17 protein-coding genes and 1 pseudogene are annotated in these 20,820 nt (G+C 39.5%); 13 read left to right on the forward strand and 5 right to left on the reverse strand.

What is annotated here, in order from left to right:
• Positions 1-189: 189 nt before the first annotated feature.
• Positions 190-2,007, forward strand: coding sequence for a glutamine--fructose-6-phosphate transaminase (isomerizing) (gene glmS / locus H7T99_RS01935; RefSeq protein ID WP_022496548.1), 1,818 nt, complete (start codon positions 190-192; stop codon positions 2,005-2,007).
• A 344-nt stretch (positions 2,008-2,351) separates the two neighbouring features.
• Here the strand turns inward: glmS and H7T99_RS01940 are convergent.
• A pseudogene (locus H7T99_RS01940) lies at positions 2,352-3,601 on the reverse strand (ISL3 family transposase).
• Positions 3,602-3,915: 314 nt separating this feature from the next.
• On the opposite strand from H7T99_RS01940, the gene H7T99_RS01945 reads away from it, so the two are divergent.
• From H7T99_RS01945 to groL, 12 genes are all read left to right on the forward strand, one after another.
• A complete protein-coding gene (locus H7T99_RS01945) occupies positions 3,916-4,788 on the forward strand; it encodes a helix-turn-helix domain-containing protein (protein ID WP_037600167.1) in 873 nt (290 codons plus the stop codon).
• A gap of 153 nt (positions 4,789-4,941) precedes the next feature.
• On the forward strand, positions 4,942-6,519 hold the full coding sequence (locus H7T99_RS01950; protein ID WP_022496557.1) for an ATP-binding cassette domain-containing protein: 1,578 nt from the start codon (positions 4,942-4,944) through the stop codon (positions 6,517-6,519).
• 155 nt (positions 6,520-6,674) lie between these two features.
• Positions 6,675-7,391, forward strand: a complete 717-nt coding sequence (locus H7T99_RS01955; RefSeq protein WP_002883635.1) for a YebC/PmpR family DNA-binding transcriptional regulator — start codon at positions 6,675-6,677, stop codon at positions 7,389-7,391.
• Between the two features lie 125 nt (positions 7,392-7,516).
• Entirely contained in the window at positions 7,517-7,855 is a 339-nt protein-coding gene (locus H7T99_RS01960) for a preprotein translocase subunit YajC (protein ID WP_013989990.1), read from the forward strand.
• Between the two features lie 128 nt (positions 7,856-7,983).
• Complete coding sequence (locus H7T99_RS01965) at positions 7,984-8,733, forward strand: isoprenyl transferase (protein ID WP_002886457.1); 750 nt, start codon at positions 7,984-7,986, stop codon at positions 8,731-8,733.
• Positions 8,734-8,745: 12 nt separating this feature from the next.
• Positions 8,746-9,540, forward strand: coding sequence for a phosphatidate cytidylyltransferase (locus tag H7T99_RS01970; RefSeq protein WP_037598929.1), 795 nt, complete (start codon positions 8,746-8,748; stop codon positions 9,538-9,540).
• Between the two features lie 16 nt (positions 9,541-9,556).
• Positions 9,557-10,819 carry an RIP metalloprotease RseP gene (gene rseP / locus H7T99_RS01975; protein WP_037600170.1) on the forward strand — a complete coding sequence of 421 codons (1,263 nt, stop codon included), beginning with the start codon at positions 9,557-9,559 and terminating at the stop codon, positions 10,817-10,819.
• A 70-nt stretch (positions 10,820-10,889) separates the two neighbouring features.
• On the forward strand, positions 10,890-12,752 hold the full coding sequence (locus H7T99_RS01980) for a proline--tRNA ligase (RefSeq protein WP_142236163.1): 1,863 nt from the start codon (positions 10,890-10,892) through the stop codon (positions 12,750-12,752).
• 482 nt (positions 12,753-13,234) lie between these two features.
• Complete coding sequence (locus H7T99_RS01985) at positions 13,235-15,175, forward strand: ABC transporter substrate binding protein (protein ID WP_037600173.1); 1,941 nt, start codon at positions 13,235-13,237, stop codon at positions 15,173-15,175.
• The gene (locus tag H7T99_RS01990; RefSeq protein ID WP_037600174.1) at positions 15,175-15,978 is read left to right on the forward strand and encodes an ABC transporter ATP-binding protein; all 804 of its coding nucleotides are present in this window, start codon (positions 15,175-15,177) and stop codon (positions 15,976-15,978) included. Before H7T99_RS01985 ends, H7T99_RS01990 begins: the two co-directional genes overlap by 1 nt.
• A gap of 165 nt (positions 15,979-16,143) precedes the next feature.
• Complete coding sequence (gene groES, locus H7T99_RS01995) at positions 16,144-16,431, forward strand: co-chaperone GroES (protein ID WP_002883604.1); 288 nt, start codon at positions 16,144-16,146, stop codon at positions 16,429-16,431.
• A gap of 44 nt (positions 16,432-16,475) precedes the next feature.
• Complete coding sequence (gene groL, locus H7T99_RS02000) at positions 16,476-18,095, forward strand: chaperonin GroEL (RefSeq protein ID WP_195519965.1); 1,620 nt, start codon at positions 16,476-16,478, stop codon at positions 18,093-18,095.
• An 83-nt stretch (positions 18,096-18,178) separates the two neighbouring features.
• Here the strand turns inward: groL and H7T99_RS02005 are convergent, their stop codons facing one another.
• The 4 genes from H7T99_RS02005 to H7T99_RS02020 all read right to left on the reverse strand — a co-directional run bounded on the left by H7T99_RS02005 (position 18,179) and on the right by H7T99_RS02020 (position 20,805).
• On the reverse strand, positions 18,179-19,024 hold the full coding sequence (locus H7T99_RS02005; RefSeq protein WP_037600178.1) for a superinfection immunity protein: 846 nt from the start codon (positions 19,022-19,024) through the stop codon (positions 18,179-18,181).
• A gap of 89 nt (positions 19,025-19,113) precedes the next feature.
• Positions 19,114-19,419, reverse strand: a complete 306-nt coding sequence (locus H7T99_RS02010) for a DUF2752 domain-containing protein (RefSeq protein WP_073689661.1) — start codon at positions 19,417-19,419, stop codon at positions 19,114-19,116.
• Positions 19,419-19,751, reverse strand: a complete 333-nt coding sequence (locus tag H7T99_RS02015; protein ID WP_013989998.1) for a TM2 domain-containing protein — start codon at positions 19,749-19,751, stop codon at positions 19,419-19,421. Before H7T99_RS02015 ends, H7T99_RS02010 begins: the two co-directional genes overlap by 1 nt.
• A 184-nt stretch (positions 19,752-19,935) precedes the next feature.
• Positions 19,936-20,805, reverse strand: a complete 870-nt coding sequence (locus H7T99_RS02020) for an RluA family pseudouridine synthase (RefSeq protein ID WP_037600181.1) — start codon at positions 20,803-20,805, stop codon at positions 19,936-19,938.
• Positions 20,806-20,820 lie beyond the last annotated feature (15 nt).

Here is a 20,820-nt window from a genome sequence, read left to right on the forward strand (position 1 = left end):
ATTATCTGATAATAAGTTTTTACTTGACAAATTGAAGATAGTCATCTTTTATGACTATACCAATTTAATTGTTGACAACTAATAAAACTAGGTATATAATGACTTTGTTCGGTTCAATAATAGGATATTGAACTATACCAATTTGTAGGAAAGGGATAGTAATTTAAAAGTTGCTACAGGTAATAATTAATGTGTGGAATTGTTGGAGTTGTTGGAAATAGTAATGCAGTGGATATCTTAATACAGGGTCTCGAAAAGTTAGAGTATCGCGGTTATGACTCAGCAGGTATTTATGTGACTGATGCCCCAGATAAAGGTTGTCTAGTTAAATCAGTTGGTCGTATTGCAGATCTTCGTGCTAAAATTAGCTCCGATGTTAAGGGATCAACTGGTATTGGTCACACGCGTTGGGCAACACATGGTCAAGCAACTGAGGATAATGCTCACCCACATACTTCGGAAACAGGGCGCTTCGTTTTAGTTCATAACGGAGTTATTGAAAACTATCTCCAAATTAAAGAAGAATACTTGCAAGGACACAAATTTAAAGGTCAGACAGATACTGAGATTGCAGTTCACTTGATTGGTAAATTCGTTGACGAAGATGGATTATCAGTTCTTGAAGCCTTAAAAAAATCTCTTCATATTATCCAAGGGTCATATGCGTTTGCTCTTGTTGACTCTCAAGCACCAGATACGATTTATGTTGCCAAAAACAAATCTCCACTTTTGATTGGTGTTGGTGAAGGTTACAACATGGTTTGTTCAGATGCCATGGCTATGATTCGTGAAACTAGTCAATTTATGGAAATTCACGATAAAGAGTTGGTTGTTCTGACCAAAGATGCTATCACAGTTACCGATTATGAAGGAAATGCTATTGAACGCGGTACTTATACAGCTGAACTTGATCTTTCTGATATTGGTAAAGGAACTTATCCTTACTATATGTTGAAAGAAATTGATGAGCAACCTACTGTAATGCGTAAATTGATTTCTACCTATGCAGATGATGAAGGAAATATCACTGTTGATCCAGCTATTGTCAAGTCAGTACAAGAAGCAGATCGTATTTACATCTTAGCAGCTGGGACTTCATATAATGCTGGTTTTGCGTCAAAAGCTATGTTTGAAAAATTGACAGATACACCAGTTGAAATAGGTGTTGCATCTGAGTGGGGTTACAACATTCCACTTTTGAGCAAAAAACCAATGTTTGTTTTGCTTAGTCAATCAGGTGAAACAGCAGATAGCCGTCAAGTTTTGGTGAAAGCTAACGAAATGGGAATCCCTAGTTTGACTGTTACCAATGTACCTGGTTCTACGCTTTCTCGTGAAGCAACATATACGATGCTTTTACATGCAGGGCCTGAAATTGCTGTAGCTTCTACAAAAGCTTATACTGCTCAGATTGCGGCTCTAGCTTTCCTTGCGAAAGCTGTTGGTGAAGCAAATGGCAAGAAAGAAGCACTTGAGTTTGATTTAGTGCATGAGTTATCAATTGTTGCTCAGTCAATTGAAGCGACTCTCTCTGAAAAAGATATGATTTCTGAGAAAGTTGAGAACTTGTTGGCTACAACTCGTAATGCTTTCTACATTGGTCGAGGAAATGATTATTATGTAGCTATGGAAGCATCATTGAAGTTGAAAGAAATCTCTTATATTCAATGTGAAGGCTTTGCTGCGGGTGAGTTGAAACACGGTACAATTTCATTGATTGAAGATGGTACTCCAGTTTTAGGATTAATTTCTGCAAGTGAAGTTGTGGCTGCTCATACTCGTGGTAATATTCAGGAAGTTGCTGCTCGTGGAGCTAATGTTTTAACAGTCGTTGAGGAAAAATTAGCTAAAGCTGATGATGATATTATTGTCAATCAAGTACATCCATTCTTATCACCGATCTCAATGGTTATTCCAACTCAGTTGATTGCTTACTATGCTTCTCTACAACGGGGTCTTGACGTGGATAAACCACGAAACCTTGCAAAAGCAGTAACAGTTGAGTAAGTTAGTTTCCGCATTCTAAATTTTATTAGCTCTTTTTTATCATTTATCAAGTCTATCAAAGCTTTAAGTTAAAAATGAGATAAGACAGTACTATTCTGAGTTTATTGTCTTAGTTTTAACAATTTTTGAGCCATAAAAAGGCATGCTAAAAAATACCTTTCCTGGTATTTTTGATCAAGGTTTCTTGCCAGTTTGTCAAGTGACGTATAGCGCTATACTACAATTTTACAAGACCCCACTACTTTAACCTAACGAAAAAGTAGTGAGTACTCTCTGGTTGGAGATTTTCTCACTACTCATCTTAGTATGTTTGTCAACTGTAGTGGGTGGCGAAAAGCTAACATCTAGAGAGGACCAGATAGGTCTTCTCTTTTTTTATGTTTAGAGTGATGAAGATACGTTTCTTAAAGTTGATGAAGTTTCTAAAACCGAAGCCCAACCGTTTGATGTCTTTAATCAACTTGTTAGTAGCTTCCAGTTTTGCGTTTGAATAGTCTGTTTCTAGTGCATTTTGGATGTATTGCTTGTGTCTAAGAAAAGTCCTAAAGACCGTTTGAAAATAGTGATTGACCTTGCTTCTATTTTCCTCTATCAGCTCAAAGAACTCATCTACTCTCTTCTCCTGAAAGTGAAAAAGCAAAAGCTGATAAAGAGTATAGTAGTCGGTGAGCTCTTCTGAAAAGACCAATGTCTTCTCAATGACTTCATGTGGGCTTAAGGTTTGACAAAATGTCTTCGAGTGAAATGAGTTACAAGATAGCTTACGACTGTCCTTTTGAAAAAGTCGCCAGTGATTTTTCAAGGCTCGATAAGGTAGTGACTTCTTATCGAACTGGTTCATAATCGCAATTCTTGTCTTTAAAAAGGCACGTCCAAGGTACTGGATAATGTGAAATCGATCAAGAACAATTTTGGCGTTAGGGAAAAGTCTTCGAGCTAGTGGCATATAAGTTCCTGACATATCTATCGTGATAAACTGTACCTTTTGGCGAGCTTTCAACGGATACTTCAAAAAGTAGTTTCGAATAGTGGTTTGACGGCGATTATCGAGGATAGTTATGAGTTTGTTGGTCTCATAGTCTTGCGCCACAAAAGCGAGTTCACCTTTCTTGAACCCAAGCTCATCCCAGGACATAACAGCTGGGAGTTTGTCATAATGCTCCTTGAAAGTAAACTGGTCAAGTTTACGATAGACAGTGGATATCGATACACGAAGTCTTCTGGCAATATCCGTTAATGATAGCTTTTCAGTTAGAAGTTGAGCAACCTTTTGTCGGACAAGGTTTGAGATTTGGTGATTTTTCTCAACGATTGATGTCTCAGCGACCGTGACTCGCCTACAACTTTTACACTGGAAGCGACGTTTCTTCAGACGTAGTAGTGTCGGAGTTCCAGCTTGCTCTAGAAGAGGGATTTTAGAAGGTCTTTGAAAGTCATATTTAATCATCTTTCCTTGGCAATGTGGGCATGGTGGTGCAGGGTAATCCAGTTTTGCATGAATTTCGATATGAGTATCAGTTTCAAAAACAAGAGAAATAATGATGTTAGGGTCTTTAATTCCGATTAATTCTGTGGTATTCTTAATAGGTCTCATAAGTTCTTCCTAATGGTAGTTTCGTCGCTTTTCATTATAGTTCTTATGGGACTTTTTGTGTATACTCAAAAAGCTCTATAATCTCTATAGTGGTTTTACCCACTACAGAAATTATAGAGCCGTAATCAGATAAGATCAGCTTTGGCTGGTCTTTTTTTAACCATTTGTAGGCTAAAACTCTCCATTAATGATTTCTTGTAGCTTAATTTACGAACTTTTATTCTAAACGTTTCGGACGGGCTAGTTGGGTTTTGTGGCTCTTTAATTTAGGGATGATTGTTGCTATAATTAGTTCAAGCATAGGAGGATGAATCATGATTGGACCTGTGGAAATGGGTGCTTTGTTGAAAAAAATTCGTTTATCAAAGAATTTGACATTGAAAGAACTTGCTAGTGATTATTTATCAGTATCTTTCTTATCAAAATTTGAACGTGGAGAATCTGATATCTCATTATCTAGATTTTTTCTTTTGTTAGATAAATTGGATGTCAGTATTGAAGAGTTCTATGGTATTTTATCTCAAGATAATCCGACTCATACTGAAAAGTTATTAGAAAGTGCTAGTAAGGCTTATTATCAAAACGATAGTTTATCGTTACAGAAGTACGCTGGAGAAGAGCGTCGTAAATTTGAGCTCACACAAGACAAATCATTTCTCTATAACAGTATTATGCTAGAATCTTTTTTGGCAAGTGTTTCAAATAAAGAGGTTGATGAAAATAAGGTAAGGGAATTAACAGACTATCTTTTTAGCATTGAACAATGGGGAAAAAGAGAGTTAATCATATTAGGAAATAGTATGTCGTTTATTTCCACCCAGACACTTAATGTTTTGACCAAGGAGATTGTGTATAGAACTAGACTTTTTGGAAATAGCGACTCAAATCAAAGAATCCGAATTAGTCTTCTTATTAATGCAGCTTATGAATTTTTACGACGTGATGAACTAGATTCAGCGAAATACTATTTAGATTTAGTCAATGATAGTGGAATTCCTGAGGTCCTCTTATATGAAAGACATGAGTTGATATTTGTAATGGGGTCTTACTTGATAAAGTCGGGTGAAGTTGCTGAAGGGAGAAATCTAATTGAGGGGTGTTTAGAAACTCTTAGGACTTTAGGTGCGGAAAAGTTATTGCTTGCTAAGGAATCAGAGTATCAAGAGTTGTTAAATTCCACTATATGACAATTTTATAGAGTGAGTTAAAAAATAGAATAAACTAAGACCATAGTACGACATCACTATGGTTTTTAATTTTCAATGGATATATGGTATTCCAATGTCTTCAATTTATCCAACTGATTATATACCAAGGTGATTTAGATTGTGAGGAAATCTATGAGAACCTATATTCTTAAATACAAGTATGACAATTTAGTTCATATCCTACTGTTAGCACTGAATGCTGCTATTTTCGTGAGTGCCTCGGTAACCTTAGCTTTAATGACGAATCAGCTGGTATCTAAGCGAATCCAATCTTTTTTAGCTCTCTTAGGTCTAGAGGTAGGTCTTTACATTATTTATTTAGTTTTGAATTATATTATTGCGGTACATCAAACAAAATTAATCCAAAAAATGACTTTGTCTATTCGTCAGTCTTATCTTAGTAAAATTATTCACCATTCTTTTAGTGAATTTAGAAAGAGTGATATTGGAGAGCATCTCTCAGTATTAAATAATGATATCCAATTGATTGAATCAAATGGCTTTTCAAGTATTTATACTCTTTGTTCAACAGTATTCACCACTTTGTTTTCAATTATCGCCTTATTAAGTTATGATGTAAGGATTGTTCTGCTAGCCATTTTTTTAACTTTGTGTCTGACTTATCTTCCCAAACCATTTACCAATAAAATGCAGAAATCAATGGAGATATTTTCCAAAGCGAATGAGGAGCTTGTTTCTGGAATAAGCGATCAGTTATATGGATATGCGGATGTTTATTACGCTAGTCGTAAACAGATATTTCTTAGACAAGTGAGGTCCATTGTTGAGAAATATATTGTACAAAAAATTATTTTTACAAAAAGAAAGACTAGCACTGAGACGCTGATGGCTTTATTTTCAGTTATCGCCCAGATGTTGATACTTCTTCTAACTGGCTTGTTAATTATTTTTGGAAATATTACTGTTGGAACCATTACCTCAGTAGGACAGATATCAGGTAATATTTTTAACTCTCTATCCACCATTAATCAGCTGCAAGTGACCATTAAGTCTGTCAATCCTATCTTAAAAAAATTTCACGATTTTCCAGAGGGTCCAAAGACTTGTATAGCGACAATTCAGGATGTTCATTTTGAGAATGTAAGTTATCATTTTGGAGAGAAGGCTATTTTTGAGGGATTCACCCAAACCTTTAAAAAAGGAGGCAAGTATGCTATTACTGGATGCTCAGGTAGTGGGAAGTCAACCCTGCTTAATATATTCCTAGGCAATCTTAAAGATTACGAGGGAACAATCTTGTTTGGAAAATTGGAGTCAAAAGAGATTGATGAGAACTCAATCGTGTCTAAATGTGCCTATGTTGGGAGTCAAACTCATATCTATAATGATACCTTGAGGAACAATCTAACTCTTTGGAATGAAGTTATTACTGATACGCAGATCAAGGAAGTTCTTGAAAGAGTTAATCTTTTATCTTTCTTAAGTCGTATAGATGAGCAAGTAAGCGACGGTAGCTTTTCGGAGGGTCAAAAACAAAGAATAGGCCTGATAAGAGCGTTTTTAAAAGGAAGTTCTGTTGTGATTTTTGATGAAGCCACTGCAAATCTTGACCATAATAATGCTACTCGTATTGAGCACCTTTTATTAAGTGATCCTAATATCACTTATATCACGGTTACCCACCATCTTATAAAGGGAAATGAACCATATTTTGATAAGATTATTCGTTTGGGAGAGGGGACTGAGTAAATGTTTCATATGATAAATGCTTAGGATTTATTTCAATTTTACTAACGGCAGTCAAAGTGCTATAATGTAAGGGATTGTGAATTTAGCAAGCTTTGCTATTTTCAAAAAAGAAAAAACAAATCAGAGATACAAATCTCTTAGAAGAGGTGAATCCCATGGGACGTAAATGGGCTAATATCGTTGCTAAGAAAACTGCTAAAGATGGTGCAAACTCTAAGGTTTACGCTAAGTTTGGTGTCGAAATTTATGTGGCTGCTAAACAAGGTGAACCAGATCCAGAATCAAACTCAGCTTTGAAATTTGTTTTGGAGCGTGCTAAACAAGCGCAAGTGCCAAAACACGTTATTGATAAGGCCATTGATAAGGCTAAAGGTAACACTGATGAAACTTTCGTTGAAGGACGTTATGAAGGTTTTGGACCAAATGGTTCTATGATTATCGTAGATACTTTGACTTCAAACGTTAACCGTACAGCTGCTAACGTACGTACTGCCTTTGGTAAAAACGGTGGTAACATGGGTGCTTCAGGTTCTGTTTCATACATGTTTGATAAAAAAGGTGTTATCGTATTTGCAGGTGAAGATGCAGATGCTATCTTTGAACAATTGCTTGAAGCAGATGTAGAAGTTGAAGATGTAGAAGCAGAAGATGGTACTATCACTGTTTATACTGAGCCAACAGATCTTCACAAAGCTTTGGAAGCTCTCCGTGCTAACGGACAAGAAGAGTTCCAAGTGACTGAACTTGAAATGATTCCACAAACTGAGGTTACTCTTGAAGGTGAAGACCTTGAAGTTTTCGAAGGACTTATTGATGCGCTTGAAGCAGACGATGATGTTCAAAAGGTATATCACAACGTAGCAGATATGTAATCTCATTCAACACTTTCCATCGTAAGGAAAGTGTTTTTATGTGGTCTGTCTAAGGATTTGTCTTGCTTGTCCTGACTTAATCTGATATAGTAGTAGCCAAGTGAATTATTGGAGGAATACGAAATATGAATATGATGCTAGTTTTGGCCATTTATGTGGTCGCAATTGTTGCTTATGTGGCTTTCAGCCGTCGTCGCCAAGCAAAGGCACAGGAAGATCGTTTTGCAGGTCTTGCTAAGGGTGCTGAGGTTGAAACAATCGGTGGTTTGATTGCTATTGTCGATGAGATTGACAAAGAAAATAATCGTATTGTTTTGGATGCAGAAGGTGTTTTCTTGACCTTTGATTTGAGTCGTTCAATCATGAAAGTGATCACACCAGCACCAACTACAGAAACAGCAGAAACAACTAAAAAGACAATTATCGAAGAAGATTCAGCAATTGAGTCTTCTGATGAAAAGTAAGATGTGTATTTGAGACTAGGTTAAATCCTGGTCTTTTTGCGTTTTCTAATCTTATCGGTATTAAAAGCTGTTCAGAACCCCTGAAAATGTGGTAGAATAAAGGGTAAACTATATTTAGAGGATATTCCATGTTTAAATTTAGAAAAAAATCTCATCAAGAGGTTCTAGACAATATTCCCAACCATATTGGTATTATTATGGATGGAAATGGCCGTTGGGCTAAAAAGCGTCTACAACCACGTGTGATGGGGCATAAGGCTGGGATGGACGCCTTGCAAAAGGTAACTATCGAAGCATCACAACTTGGAGTTAAGGTATTGACAGTCTATGCCTTCTCAACTGAAAACTGGTCACGCCCACAAGATGAAGTGAAATTCATCATGAATTTGCCAGTTGAATTTTTTAACAAGTATGTACCAGAATTAGACAAAAACAATGTTCGTATTTTGACAATCGGAGATAACAGTCGTTTGCCTAAGGAGACTTTAGATGCTCTTGAAAAGGCAGTTGAGCAGACGAAACATAATTCCGGTTTGGTTCTTAATTTTGCACTGAACTATGGTGGTCGTGCGGAGATTGTGTCTGCTGTTCAAGCGATTGCTAAAGAGGTTGAAGCAGGAAAACTCAGTCCTGAAGCTATTGATGAAGATCTCATTGCTAAGCATTTGATGACAGATAAATTGCCTTACCTCTATCGTGATCCAGATTTAATTATCCGTACGAGTGGCGAGCTTCGTCTTAGTAATTTCTTACCTTGGCAATCTGCCTATAGTGAGTTTTACTTCACAGATGTTTTCTGGCCAGACTTTGACCAGCAGGGGCTACGTCAAGCCATATCTGACTACAATAAACGTCACCGTCGCTTCGGTGGTGTCTAGAAAGGACCTCTCATGCAAGAACGTTTAATTGGTGGGGGTGTGGCAGCAGCCATTTTCCTCCCATTGCTCTTTATCGGCGGTCTTCCTTTCCAACTTTTAGTTGGGGCTATGGCCATGGTTGCGGTGTCTGAGATGCTTCGCATGAAGCACTTGGAGATTTTCTCTATCGAGGGTATTTTATCAATGGTGGCAGCCTTTATCTTGGCTGTACCGATTGATCGGTATTTTATCAGTCTTCCAACAAATGCTAGTGTGACAGGTTTCGCTGTTATTTCATTTTTGATTCTAGCAGGGACTGTCCTTAATAGCGACCACTATTCTTTTGATGATGCAGCTTATCCAATCGCATCTGCCTTTTATGTTGGTTTTGGTTTACAAAATCTCATTGCAGCACGTTTGGATAGTTGGGAAAAGGTTCTCTTTGCCCTTTTTATTGTTTGGGCAACGGATATTGGGGCTTACCTTTTTGGTCGTCAATTTGGTCAAAATAAGTTATTGCCAAAAGTATCACCAAATAAGACTATTGAAGGTAGTGTCGGTGGTATCTTATCAGCAATCATTGTGGCCCTTATCTTTGGTTTGATTAACCACGGAGTTTATGCCCCTCATAACTTCTTCTGGTTGCTTATCTGTACGATTCTCTTTAGTATTTTTGGTCAATTTGGTGATTTGGTTGAATCAGCTATTAAACGTCACTTTGGCGTTAAAGACTCAGGCAATCTCATTCCTGGGCATGGTGGTATTTTGGACCGTTGTGACAGCTGGATTTTCGTTTTCCCAATCATGCACTTCCTAGGACTTTTTTAAGAGTGGGGGTGTCTAGATGAAAGCTATTATTACCTTTTTACTGATTTTCTGTGTGATTGTCGTTTTCCATGAGTTTGGTCATTTCTTTTTCGCCAAACGTTCAGGAATTTTGGTTCGTGAATTTGCCATTGGTATGGGACCGAAAATTTTTGCACACACTGGTAAGGATGGTACCGTTTATACTATCCGTATCCTCCCTTTGGGTGGTTATGTCCGTATGGCTGGTTGGGGTGAAGATACAACTGAGATTAAAACAGGTAGTCCTGCTAGTCTAACGATTGGGTCAGATGGTAAGGTAAGACGTATCAACCTTTCGGATCGCCAGGTTGACCAGACGGCTTTACCTATGAACGTCACTGCCTATGATTTGGAAGATAAGTTAACCATTACAGGTCTAGTCCTAGATGAGACCAAGACCTATGAGGTTGACCATGATGCCACTATCGTTGAGGAGGATGGTACAGAACTTCGTATCGCTCCTAAGGATGTTCAATATCAAAATGCTAGCATTTGGGGACGCTTAATTACCAACTTTGCTGGTCCTATGAATAACTTCATTCTTGGGGTGCTTGTCTTTATTATCTTAGCCTTTGTTCAAGGTGGTGTTCAAGACACATCAACCAACCGTATTCAGGTGGCTGATGGTGGTGCTGCTCAGGTAGCAGGCTTGAAAAATGGTGATGCTATCGAGGCCATTAATAAGGACAAGGTTACTGATTGGGACAGCTTGAAGGAAGCATTGACAGAGAATACTCAAAAATACTCCAAAGGTGACAGCCTTTCTGTGACGGTTAAGAGAAGTAACGGTCAGGAAGAAACGGTTTCTGTTAAACCTAAGGAGAGTCAAGGTAGCTACTTTTTGGGTGTTTCTCCAGCCTTAAAAACAGGTCTAAAAGATAAGATTTTTGGTGGTTTCCAAATGGCTTGGGAAGGGGCCTTCAAAATTCTCGCGGCACTCAAGGGGCTTATCACCAACTTTAGTTTGAATAAACTTGGTGGACCAGTTGCCATGTTCCAGATGTCTGCCCAGGCTTCAGAAAGTGGCTTGATTTCCATTCTTAACCTTATGGGGATGCTCTCAATTAACTTGGGAATTTTCAATCTTATCCCAATTCCAGCCCTTGACGGTGGAAAAATTGTTATGAATATTATTGAAGCCATTCGTCGTAAACCACTTAATCAAGAAATTGAAAGCTATATTACACTTGCAGGTGTTGCTATCATGGTTGTTCTTATGATTGCAGTCACTTGGAATGATATTATGCGTGCTTTCTTTTAATTAGAAACAAAGAAACGAAAGGAAGTCTAAGGGACTTGACCCAAGGGCCAGCCTCCTTAGTATGTAAATGATGAAACAAAGTAAAATGTTGATTCCAACACTTCGTGAAATGCCAAGTGATGCTCAAGTTATCAGTCATGCCCTTATGGTACGTGCGGGTTACGTGCGTCAGGTTTCTGCTGGTATTTATGCTTATATGCCATTGGCAAATCGTGCTATCGAGAAATTCAAAACTATCATGCGTGAGGAGTTTGAAAAAATCGGTGCGGTTGAAATGTTGGCGCCAGCGCTTTTGACAGCAGATTTGTGGCGTGAGTCAGGCCGTTATGAAACTTACGGTGAAGACCTTTATAAACTAAAAAACCGTGATAAATCTGACTTTATCCTCGGTCCAACTCACGAAGAAACGTTTACAGCCTTGGTTCGTGATGCAGTTAAATCATACAAACAATTGCCACTTAACCTCTACCAAATCCAATCAAAATACCGTGATGAAAAACGTCCTCGTAACGGTCTTCTTCGTACACGTGAATTTATCATGAAGGATGCTTATAGTTTCCACCAAAACTATGAAGATTTGGATGTAACCTATGAAGACTACCGTAAAGCTTACGAGGCTATCTTTACACGTGCTGGCCTTGAATTTAAGGGAATCATCGGTGATGGTGGTGCCATGGGTGGTAAGGATTCTCAAGAATTTATGGCGGTTACTCCTGAGCGTACAGATCTCAACCGTTGGGTAGTTCTTGACAAGTCAATTGCTTCATTGGATGAGATCCCAGAAGATGTCATGGAAGAAATCAAGAAAGAATTGACATCATGGTTGGTATCTGGTGAAGACACAATTGCCTACTCTACAGAGTCAAGCTATGCAGCTAACCTTGAGATGGCAACAAACGCCTACACACCAGCGACTAAGGTTGTGACTCAAGAAGAAGTGACTCGAGTTGAAACGCCAGACTGCAAGTCAATTGATGAAGTCGCTGCTTTCTTGAATGTTCCAGAAGAACAAACCATCAAGACTTTACTTTTCATCGCTGATGATGAACCAGTAGTGGCTCTTCTCGTTGGTAATGATCAGGTTAACGATGTGAAGTTGAAAAACTACCTTGCAGCTGATTTCCTCGAACCAGCTACGGAAGATGAAGCACGTCAAGTCTTTGGTGCTAACTTCGGTTCCCTTGGTCCAGTTAACCTTCCTGAAAATGTTCGCATCGTTGCGGACCGTAAGGTTCAAGATGTGGCTAATGCGGTTGTTGGAGCTAACGAAGATGGTTACCACTTGACAGGAGTTAACCCAGAGCGTGACTTCAAGGCAGAATACGTGGATATTCGTGAAGTTAAAGAGGGTGAAATTTCTCCAGACGGTCAAGGTGTCCTTCAGTTTGCGCGTGGTATCGAGATTGGTCATATCTTTAAACTTGGGACACGTTACTCTGAAAGTATGGGTGCTAACGTTCTTGATGAGAATGGCCGTGCTGTTCCAATTATCATGGGATGTTACGGTATCGGCGTTAGCCGTATCTTGTCAGCTGTGATTGAACAACATGCACGTCTCTTTGTTAACAAGACACCAAAAGGTCAATACCGCTATGCATGGGGAATTAACTTCCCTAAAGAATTGGCTCCATATGATGTTCACTTGATCACAGTTAACACTAAGGATGAAGAAGCCAATGCTTTGACAGAACGTTTGGAAGCAGCTCTTATGGCTGAAGGTTATGATGTCTTGACAGATGATCGTAATGAGCGTGTCGGTTCTAAATTCTCTGATAGTGACCTCATTGGACTTCCAATCCGTGTTACAGTTGGTAAAAAAGCTTGCGAAGGTGTTGTTGAAGTTAAAATCAAGGCAACTGGTGATACTATTGAAGTTAATGCCGATAACTTGATTGAAACACTTGCTATCTTAACAACAGAACAAGATGCTTAAGATTAAAAAATCTTTTCTTGCTGGAGCAGGAAGAGATTTTTCTTTTGCAGTGATAATGATAAATTGAGAGAAAAGAGAGTAAATTCCAATTTGACAGAATTGTCTAAATAGTGTAAACTTAAAACTATCGTAACTACGGAGGCATCACATGCTTAATAAAGCGACCCATTTGGGAAATCTTAAAGCTTTTTATTACTTTAGTTTCTTTAGATAGGACGTTTGTGTTTCAGGATACAAGCGTCAGTCAGTTTGTATCTATGAAGCTAAAGCATTTTGTGATGGATTAGCCGATTAGATGAATAGGTCTAACCGGTGACATAAGCTAGCCTGTGCTAGTCAAGATGCATAAAACCAGTTGGGCCTGTCCTAACTGGTTTTTTTCATACCGTGGTCTATTTTTAATTTTCTTTTGACCCTATCGTCTCGGAAAAAGCATAAAAGAAAATTGGAAATAGATAGAATAAAAAATAGAGGTATACAAGATGAAGAAATTCTTGGTCAGTATGATGGCTGTTATCACAGCTGTCCTCTTGGTAGCATGTTCCAATGCTTCTAATAAAGATTTGGTTCACGTCGGTGTGCTCCAATATGTGGAACATCCTTCCTTGTCAGCGACACGTAAAGGGTTCATTGAAGAACTCAAAGAGGAAGGTTATGTTGACGGTAAGAACATCAAAATTGATTATCAGAATGCACAAGGGGATCAGTCTAACTTGCAGACGATTTCTCAGTCGCTTATTGAAGATAACGATCTTATGTTGGCTATCGCAACCCCAGCAGCCCAGTCTTTGAGTAGTTTGACAAAGGACAAGCCAATTCTCTTTACAGCTGTCACAGATCCAGTCTCAGCTAAACTGGTTAAGTCTATGGACAATGTTGGAGGAAATGTGACAGGGACAAGTGACATGTCCCCTATCAACAAACAAGTTGAGTTGTTGAAAAAGGTCCTTCCAAATACTAAAAAAGTTGGGATTATGTACACGACCAGCGAGCGTAACTCGGAAGTTCAGGTTGAAGAAGCCAAGAAATACTTCAAGGAAGCTGGTATTGAAACGGTTATCAAAGGAATTTCATCAACCAATGATATCCAAGATACAGCCAAGAGCTTGATGAGTCAGACCCAAGTCATCTTCATCCCAACTGACAATACCATTGTTAGTGCTATTAATACCTTGGTAGATCTTTCTAAAGAGACTAAGGTTCCAGTTGTTGGTAGTGACGCTGGTAGTGTAGAAAAAGGTGTCCTGTTCACTTATGGAACTAACTATGAAGCGCTTGGACGTCAAACAGGTAAGTTGGCAGGCCGTATTCTCCGAGGTGAGAAGGTCACGGATGTCGATGCCGAGTATCCTAAAACCCTCAATGTTGTGGTTAACCATGACATGGCTAAAGAACTTGGTATTGATGTTTCTAGCATTAGTGACGAGGAATCTAAAGCATCAACGCAAGATGACAAACCAATTGCTAAAAAAGATAAGGGTGTCATTAAGCTTAAGGTCAATAAGTCTTCTAAAAAAGGATTTTCAAATGTGGTGCTAACAGCCATTTCTCAGGGCCTTCTCTGGGCTATTATGGCTATTGGGGTCTTCATTACCTTCCGTATTTTGGACCTTGCTGATTTGACAGCTGAAGGGGCCTTCCCACTTGGTGCTGCTACGACAACTATCATGATTATCCGTGGAATCAACCCAATCTTTGCGACTCTCGGTGGTTTTGTGGCTGGTATGCTTGCTGGAGCTGTGTCTGGCTTTATGCATACGAAAATGAAGATACCAGCACTCTTAACAGGGATTATTACCTTAACGGGGCTCTATTCCGTTAACCTTTTGGTTCTTGGAAGTGCCAATGTCTCTCTATCAGGACATAATACGCTAGTAACTATGGTGATGGGACTCGGTTTGTCTAAGCTGAATGGTGTGATTCTATTAGGACTTATCTTTGTGAGTCTTGTGGTACTCATGCTAGTTGTCCTCCTTAATACTCAGGTTGGTCTGGCCCTTCGTGCAACAGGTGATAACCTTGCCATGGGTGAAGCTAATGGTATCAAGGTTGACCGTATGAAGATTCTTGGCTACATGATTTCCAACGGTTTGATTGCCCTATCAGGTGCCCTCCTAGCTCAAAACAATGGCTATGCGGATATGAATATGGGTACTGGTACAATCGTAAATGGCTTAGCTGCAATTATCTTGGCTGAAGTTATCGTCAAGTATCTACCACTTGGTAAACGCCTGTGGTCAATTGTTGTAGGAGCTGTTCTTTACCGTCTGGTCTTGGTTATTATCCTTGCCATGAACGTTGATGCTCAAATGTTGAAATTGGCTTCAGCCATCTTGCTTGCTGTCATCCTATACGTACCAGAAGTACGACAAAAATTGAAAATCAAACCTAACAAATCCTTGACTTTAGGAGGTGACAAGTAATGGCTTTACTTAGTTTACAACAGATTCACAAGACCTTTGAAAAAGGCACAGTCAATGAAAATCACGTCCTTCGTGGTTTGGATCTCGACATTGAGCAGGGAGACTTTATCTCTGTTATTGGAGGAAATGGTGCTGGTAAATCAACCTTGATGAATTCAATCGCTGGTGTTCTTAGCATTGATGAAGGGGATATCTTGTTGGAGGGACAATCTATTAAGAAAGCATCTGTAGATGAGCGCTCTAAAGATATTAGCCGTGTTTTCCAAGATCCTCGAATGGGGACAGCGACAAACCTTTCTATTGAAGAAAATATGGCGATTGCCTATCGTCGAGGTAAGAAACGTAGCTTCTTTAAAAAGTCTATTACTGAGAGCGAACGTCAAGTGTTCAAGGAAGCCTTGATAGATCTTGGTCTTGGGCTTGAAAATCGTATGAAGACCGATGCTAATTTCTTGTCAGGTGGACAACGTCAGGCCTTGACACTTGCTATGTCGACCTTGGTTCGCCCAAAGATTTTGCTTTTAGATGAACATACAGCTGCGCTAGATCCTAAGACAAGTGACATGGTCATGAATTTGACGCGTAAGATTGTTGAAGAACAAGAGTTGACAACTCTTATGATTACCCATAATATGGAACATGCTATCGAATATGGGAACCGTCTGGTCATGCTCTATCATGGTAAAATCGTCGTCGATGTGCGAGGTGAGGAAAAGAAAAATCTCACTGTTGCAGAACTTATGGATCTCTTCCACAAAAATAGTGGACAAGTCCTCAATGACGATGCCTTGGTACTCGGTTAATAAGCAAAAAGAAACTATCCAAAGTTTAGATTTTGGGTAGTTTTTTCTTGACTATTTTTGACCAAGTGCTAAAATAAATATATAGATTAGCACTCTTGGTTAATGAGTGCTAAAAATAACGTTTCAAACGTTACTAATAACAAATAACATTTGGAGGTAATCGGTATGGCATTGAAACCATTGGGCGATCGTATCGTTGTCCGTTTTGAAGAAACAGAAGAAAAAACAGCTAGTGGCTTTGTATTGGCAGGAGCCAGTCATGAAGCTACAAAGACTGCTGAGGTTTTAGCAGTAGGTGAAGGAATCCGTACTCTTACTGGTGAATTGATTGCACCTAGTGTTGCAGCAGGCGATAAAGTCCTTGTTGAAAATGGTGCAGGTGTCAATGTTAAAGACGGAGATGATTCCGTTTCAATTATCCGTGAAGCAGATATTTTAGCGGTCCTAGCTTAGGTCAATGCTGATCAGATATAAACTAAGATAAAGAAGGAGTAACTATGGCAAAAGATATTAAATTTTCATCAGATGCACGCGCAGCAATGGTTCGTGGTGTTGATACTTTGGCTGATACAGTTAAGGTAACGCTTGGCCCTAAAGGTCGTAACGTGGTTTTGGAAAAAGCTTTTGGCTCACCTCTTATCACTAATGATGGTGTAACAATTGCTAAAGAAATCGAACTCGAAGATCACTTTGAAAATATGGGTGCCAAACTGGTCAGCGAAGTGGCTTCAAAAACTAACGATATTGCCGGTGACGGAACAACGACAGCCACTGTTTTGACACAAGCTATTGTTCGTGAAGGTCTCAAAAATGTAACGGCTGGTGCTAATCCAATCGGTATCCGTCGTGGGATTGAAGCAGCTGTGTCTACAGCGGTTGAAGAGTTGAAAGCCATTGCTCAACCAGTTGCTAATAAAGAAGCCATTGCCCAAGTTGCAGCTGTTTCATCACGTTCTGAAAAAGTTGGTGAATACATTTCAGAAGCAATGGAACGTGTGGGTAATGACGGTGTTATCACTATTGAAGAGTCTCGTGGTATGGAGACAGAACTCGAAGTGGTTGAAGGTATGCAGTTTGACCGTGGTTATCTTTCTCAGTACATGGTTACTGATAATGAAAAAATGGTCGCTGACCTTGATAATCCATTTATCCTTGTGACTGACAAGAAAATTTCAAATATTCAAGATGTCCTCCCACTCTTGGAAGAAGTACTTAAGACCAGTCGTCCACTTTTGATTATTGCTGATGATGTGGATGGTGAAGCTCTTCCTACACTTGTTCTTAACAAGATTCGTGGAACTTTCAATGTTGTTGCTGTTAAGGCCCCTGGTTTTGGTGACCGTCGTAAAGCAATGTTGGAAGACATTGCCGTATTGACAGGAGCAACTGTTATTACTGAGGACCTTGGTCTTGAGCTTAAGGATGCAACTATGGCAGCACTTGGTCAAGCTTCGAAAGTAACTGTGGATAAAGATAGCACAGTTATTGTCGAAGGTGCGGGAAGCGCAGAAGCGATTGCTAACCGTGTTAACCTCATCAAGTCTCAATTGGAAACAACAACATCTGAGTTTGACCGTGAAAAACTTCAAGAACGTTTGGCTAAATTGTCAGGCGGTGTTGCAGTTGTTAAGGTTGGTGCAGCCACTGAAACAGCCCTTAAAGAAATGAAACTTCGTATCGAAGATGCCCTTAACGCTACTCGTGCCGCTGTTGAAGAAGGTATTGTAGCAGGTGGTGGTACAGCCCTAGTTAACGTCATTGCTAAGGTTGCTGAACTTGATCTTGAAGGTGACGACGCTACAGGACGTAATATTGTCCTCCGTGCTTTGGAAGAACCAGTTCGTCAAATTGCTTATAACGCTGGTTATGAAGGTTCAGTTATCATCGATAAATTGAAGAATAGCCCAGTTGGTACAGGCTTTAACGCTGCTAACGGTGAATGGGTAGATATGGTTGAAGCAGGAATTATCGACCCTGTTAAGGTCACACGTTCTGCCCTCCAAAATGCTGCTTCTGTAGCTAGTCTTATCTTGACAACTGAAGCAGTCGTTGCCAATAAACCTGAACCAGAAACTCCAGCAGCACCAGCTATGGATCCAGGAATGATGGGCTACTAAGAGTTTAAAAAAGCAAAAGAAAAAACCTAGGAAAAGTCGAGAAACTTTTTCTGGGTTTTCTTTTTTCAATTATTTGTTGTTAATTACTGAAAAGGGTTAAATGTATCAGAACTTCCTTGTTGCCCGGCCATTTGCATCATCATTTGTTGCTGTTTGATACGCTCTGCTTCCTTATTCATATTGATAGAAACAACAAGAAGGATGACCCAACCGATGAAGGTCCAGTTTAGGAGGATGGATAAAACAAAGACTAGCCATTTCTCGTCTGTTTTGTTTAGGAGGGCTGGTAAGATAATAAGTGCTACAAAAGGTAAAGAAAAAATTAGGAGGAAAAGTGCTAAGGGTAACGTTGCCCCAACTTCATCGCTAGCAACTCCAATTAAATATATTCCGAGGGCCCAGATGATAAATGGAATATCAGCGACGGCTAACATGATGAGGTTTGTTTGGGTTTTCTTGTCTTGTTTCTTCCAAGTTTCATTTAGATTTTTGCTTGCTTGTTGGAAAGTTTCACCAGTTTGATTCGCAAATTGGTTAACAGTCTGACTGGCCGTTTCTACAGCAGGTTTAACTTGTTCCTGGAAGGTCTTTGCTTGCTTTTCTTGAGCTAGGTTAGTTGCTTGGAAAGTCTCATCTTCATCTGCTGTGGAGTTAGTGAGAGGCTCTTCAGCAACATCATAGTTGTCAACATCTTTTTCGGCAGTTTCTACAACCTCTGTTGATGGCGCAGGTTTTGTAGGCTCAACGACTTCTGAGCCGTTCGTTGTTTCTACAGTCTCTTTTTGTGGGACAGTTTCTGTTACTTCGGCAGCTTGTTTGGGAGTTTCTCGGACAAACTCGCCTTTCTGAGCTGCTTCAGCCATTTCTTGAATACTTGGATTACGACCATTAACTGCTTGGAAAAAATCGATCCAATCTTGTTGCTTCATGTGTATAACCTCCAGATATCTTGATTAAAAAATGTTGATAATTACAATTATAGCAATAGTGTAAGGGGACTACAATGGGAGTCTTTACTTTATTTCCTTATAATCTTCTTATCACTAAAGATGGGAAAGAGAAAGAAATAGGTTAGGATATAGACCACTAGAGGATATATCAGTGGATTATAGTCCCAGGCTCCTTGCCAATCTAGGTGTAAGAGTCTAACACTAGCGCGTGTTAGACCGGCACTCCAAGCTTTAAGGCCAAATGGTCTTAGGATTAAACTGAGTGGTGTTGGAAGATGTAAAAGGTAGACTCCATAAACTGCCACTAAAACTAAGAGATATAATCTAAAAAAACGCTGGTGGTAGGCCCACAAGCGTGTGAAATAGTTTTTCATTAGCCAATAACTGCAAATAGTTTTTGAGCGTTTGATTGGCGAGTAGCATCCATGATGAGGAATAAGTCAACGATTGACCAGATACCACATCCACCACACGTCAAAAGTTTACCAACACCGAGACCAATTTGTCCTAATAGAAAGCGGTCAATTCCAAGAGTCCCACCTAGAAGTGAAATAATCAACAACATTGTTGGATCTTGGAAGCTGATTGAGTAAAGCATTGAAAGTTGTTGCTCAGGAAGTGCTTCAAGACGTTGACGGATGTACTGAACTTGTTCTGTTGGGAAATACTTGGCGTTAATGGTTATCCATTGATCGACTGGATTCATAAATTAAATACCCCTCAAATTTTAAATGATATGTAAAGGATAACATATTGTAAAGGGAGATTCAAGGCGGTCAAGGCTTTTGAAGTCAATAAAAGCAACTTATTTGCAAGCTTCCACTGTGTCATAACTAGAGGATCATTAGGATAATCCTTTCGCACTATGCTTGAGAATGAGCCTACTTCTATTATTTGTGATTTCTCAACCCTTTTTCAAAACTGTCTGAACTCGCCTTAACAGTGATTTTTTCGAGTGTTAAGGGATGGGTGAAACTAAGAGTGTGGGCGTGGAGCATGAGTCGAGATGCGGGGCGGTGGCTATAAAGAGGGTCCCCCAGAATGGCATGACCATGGTGGGCCAGATGCACCCGAATTTGGTGGGTCCGTCCGGTTTTTAGTTGACAATTGACCAGACTGGCTCCTTTGAAGGATTTGAGGCGCGTGAAGGTTGTATAGGCAACCTGCCCTTTTCTAGGATCAACCACTCGTTTTCTACGATCATGGCGGTCGCGTCCAATCTTGTCGTTGTACACAGTCTCCTTGGTCTGAAATTTACCTTCAGCCAATGCCCAGTATTGACGCTGAATCTTCTTATCTTCCAAGAGTCTATTGAGAATAGGGAGAATAAAAGGATTTTTTGCGAAGAGTACAGCCCCACTAGTTTCCATGTCTAGTCGATGAACGACGTAACAGGTTTGCCCACAATAGGCCGAAACATGGTTAAGTAGAGCAATTTCTGTGGGTTCATTACCATGCGTCTTCATTCCTTCAGGCTTATTGACCACGATGAGATGCTGATCCTCATAAAGAGGCTCTACCAGACTGGCATTTCCCATAGGGATAATTTTTTCAGGGTAGTCCTCCCGGTCAAAGGTCAGGCTAATCTTATCGCCTTTTTCAACAGGACTCTGCCAATTAATAGCTTCTCCATTGATGAGGACGTGCTTTTTCGTGCGTAGGAAATGACGAATCTTACGAGGAATGAGGAGCTTAGTTTCTAGCAAGTCTTTGACAGTCGTTGCAGGATAAGGATTGATAATTTCTACGTGTAAAGTCATGGTTTCATTATATCA

Origin of the sequence: Streptococcus sp. 17.1, from assembly GCF_016648655.1 — a bacterium.
Lineage (GTDB): Bacteria > Bacillota > Bacilli > Lactobacillales > Streptococcaceae > Streptococcus > Streptococcus salivarius_E.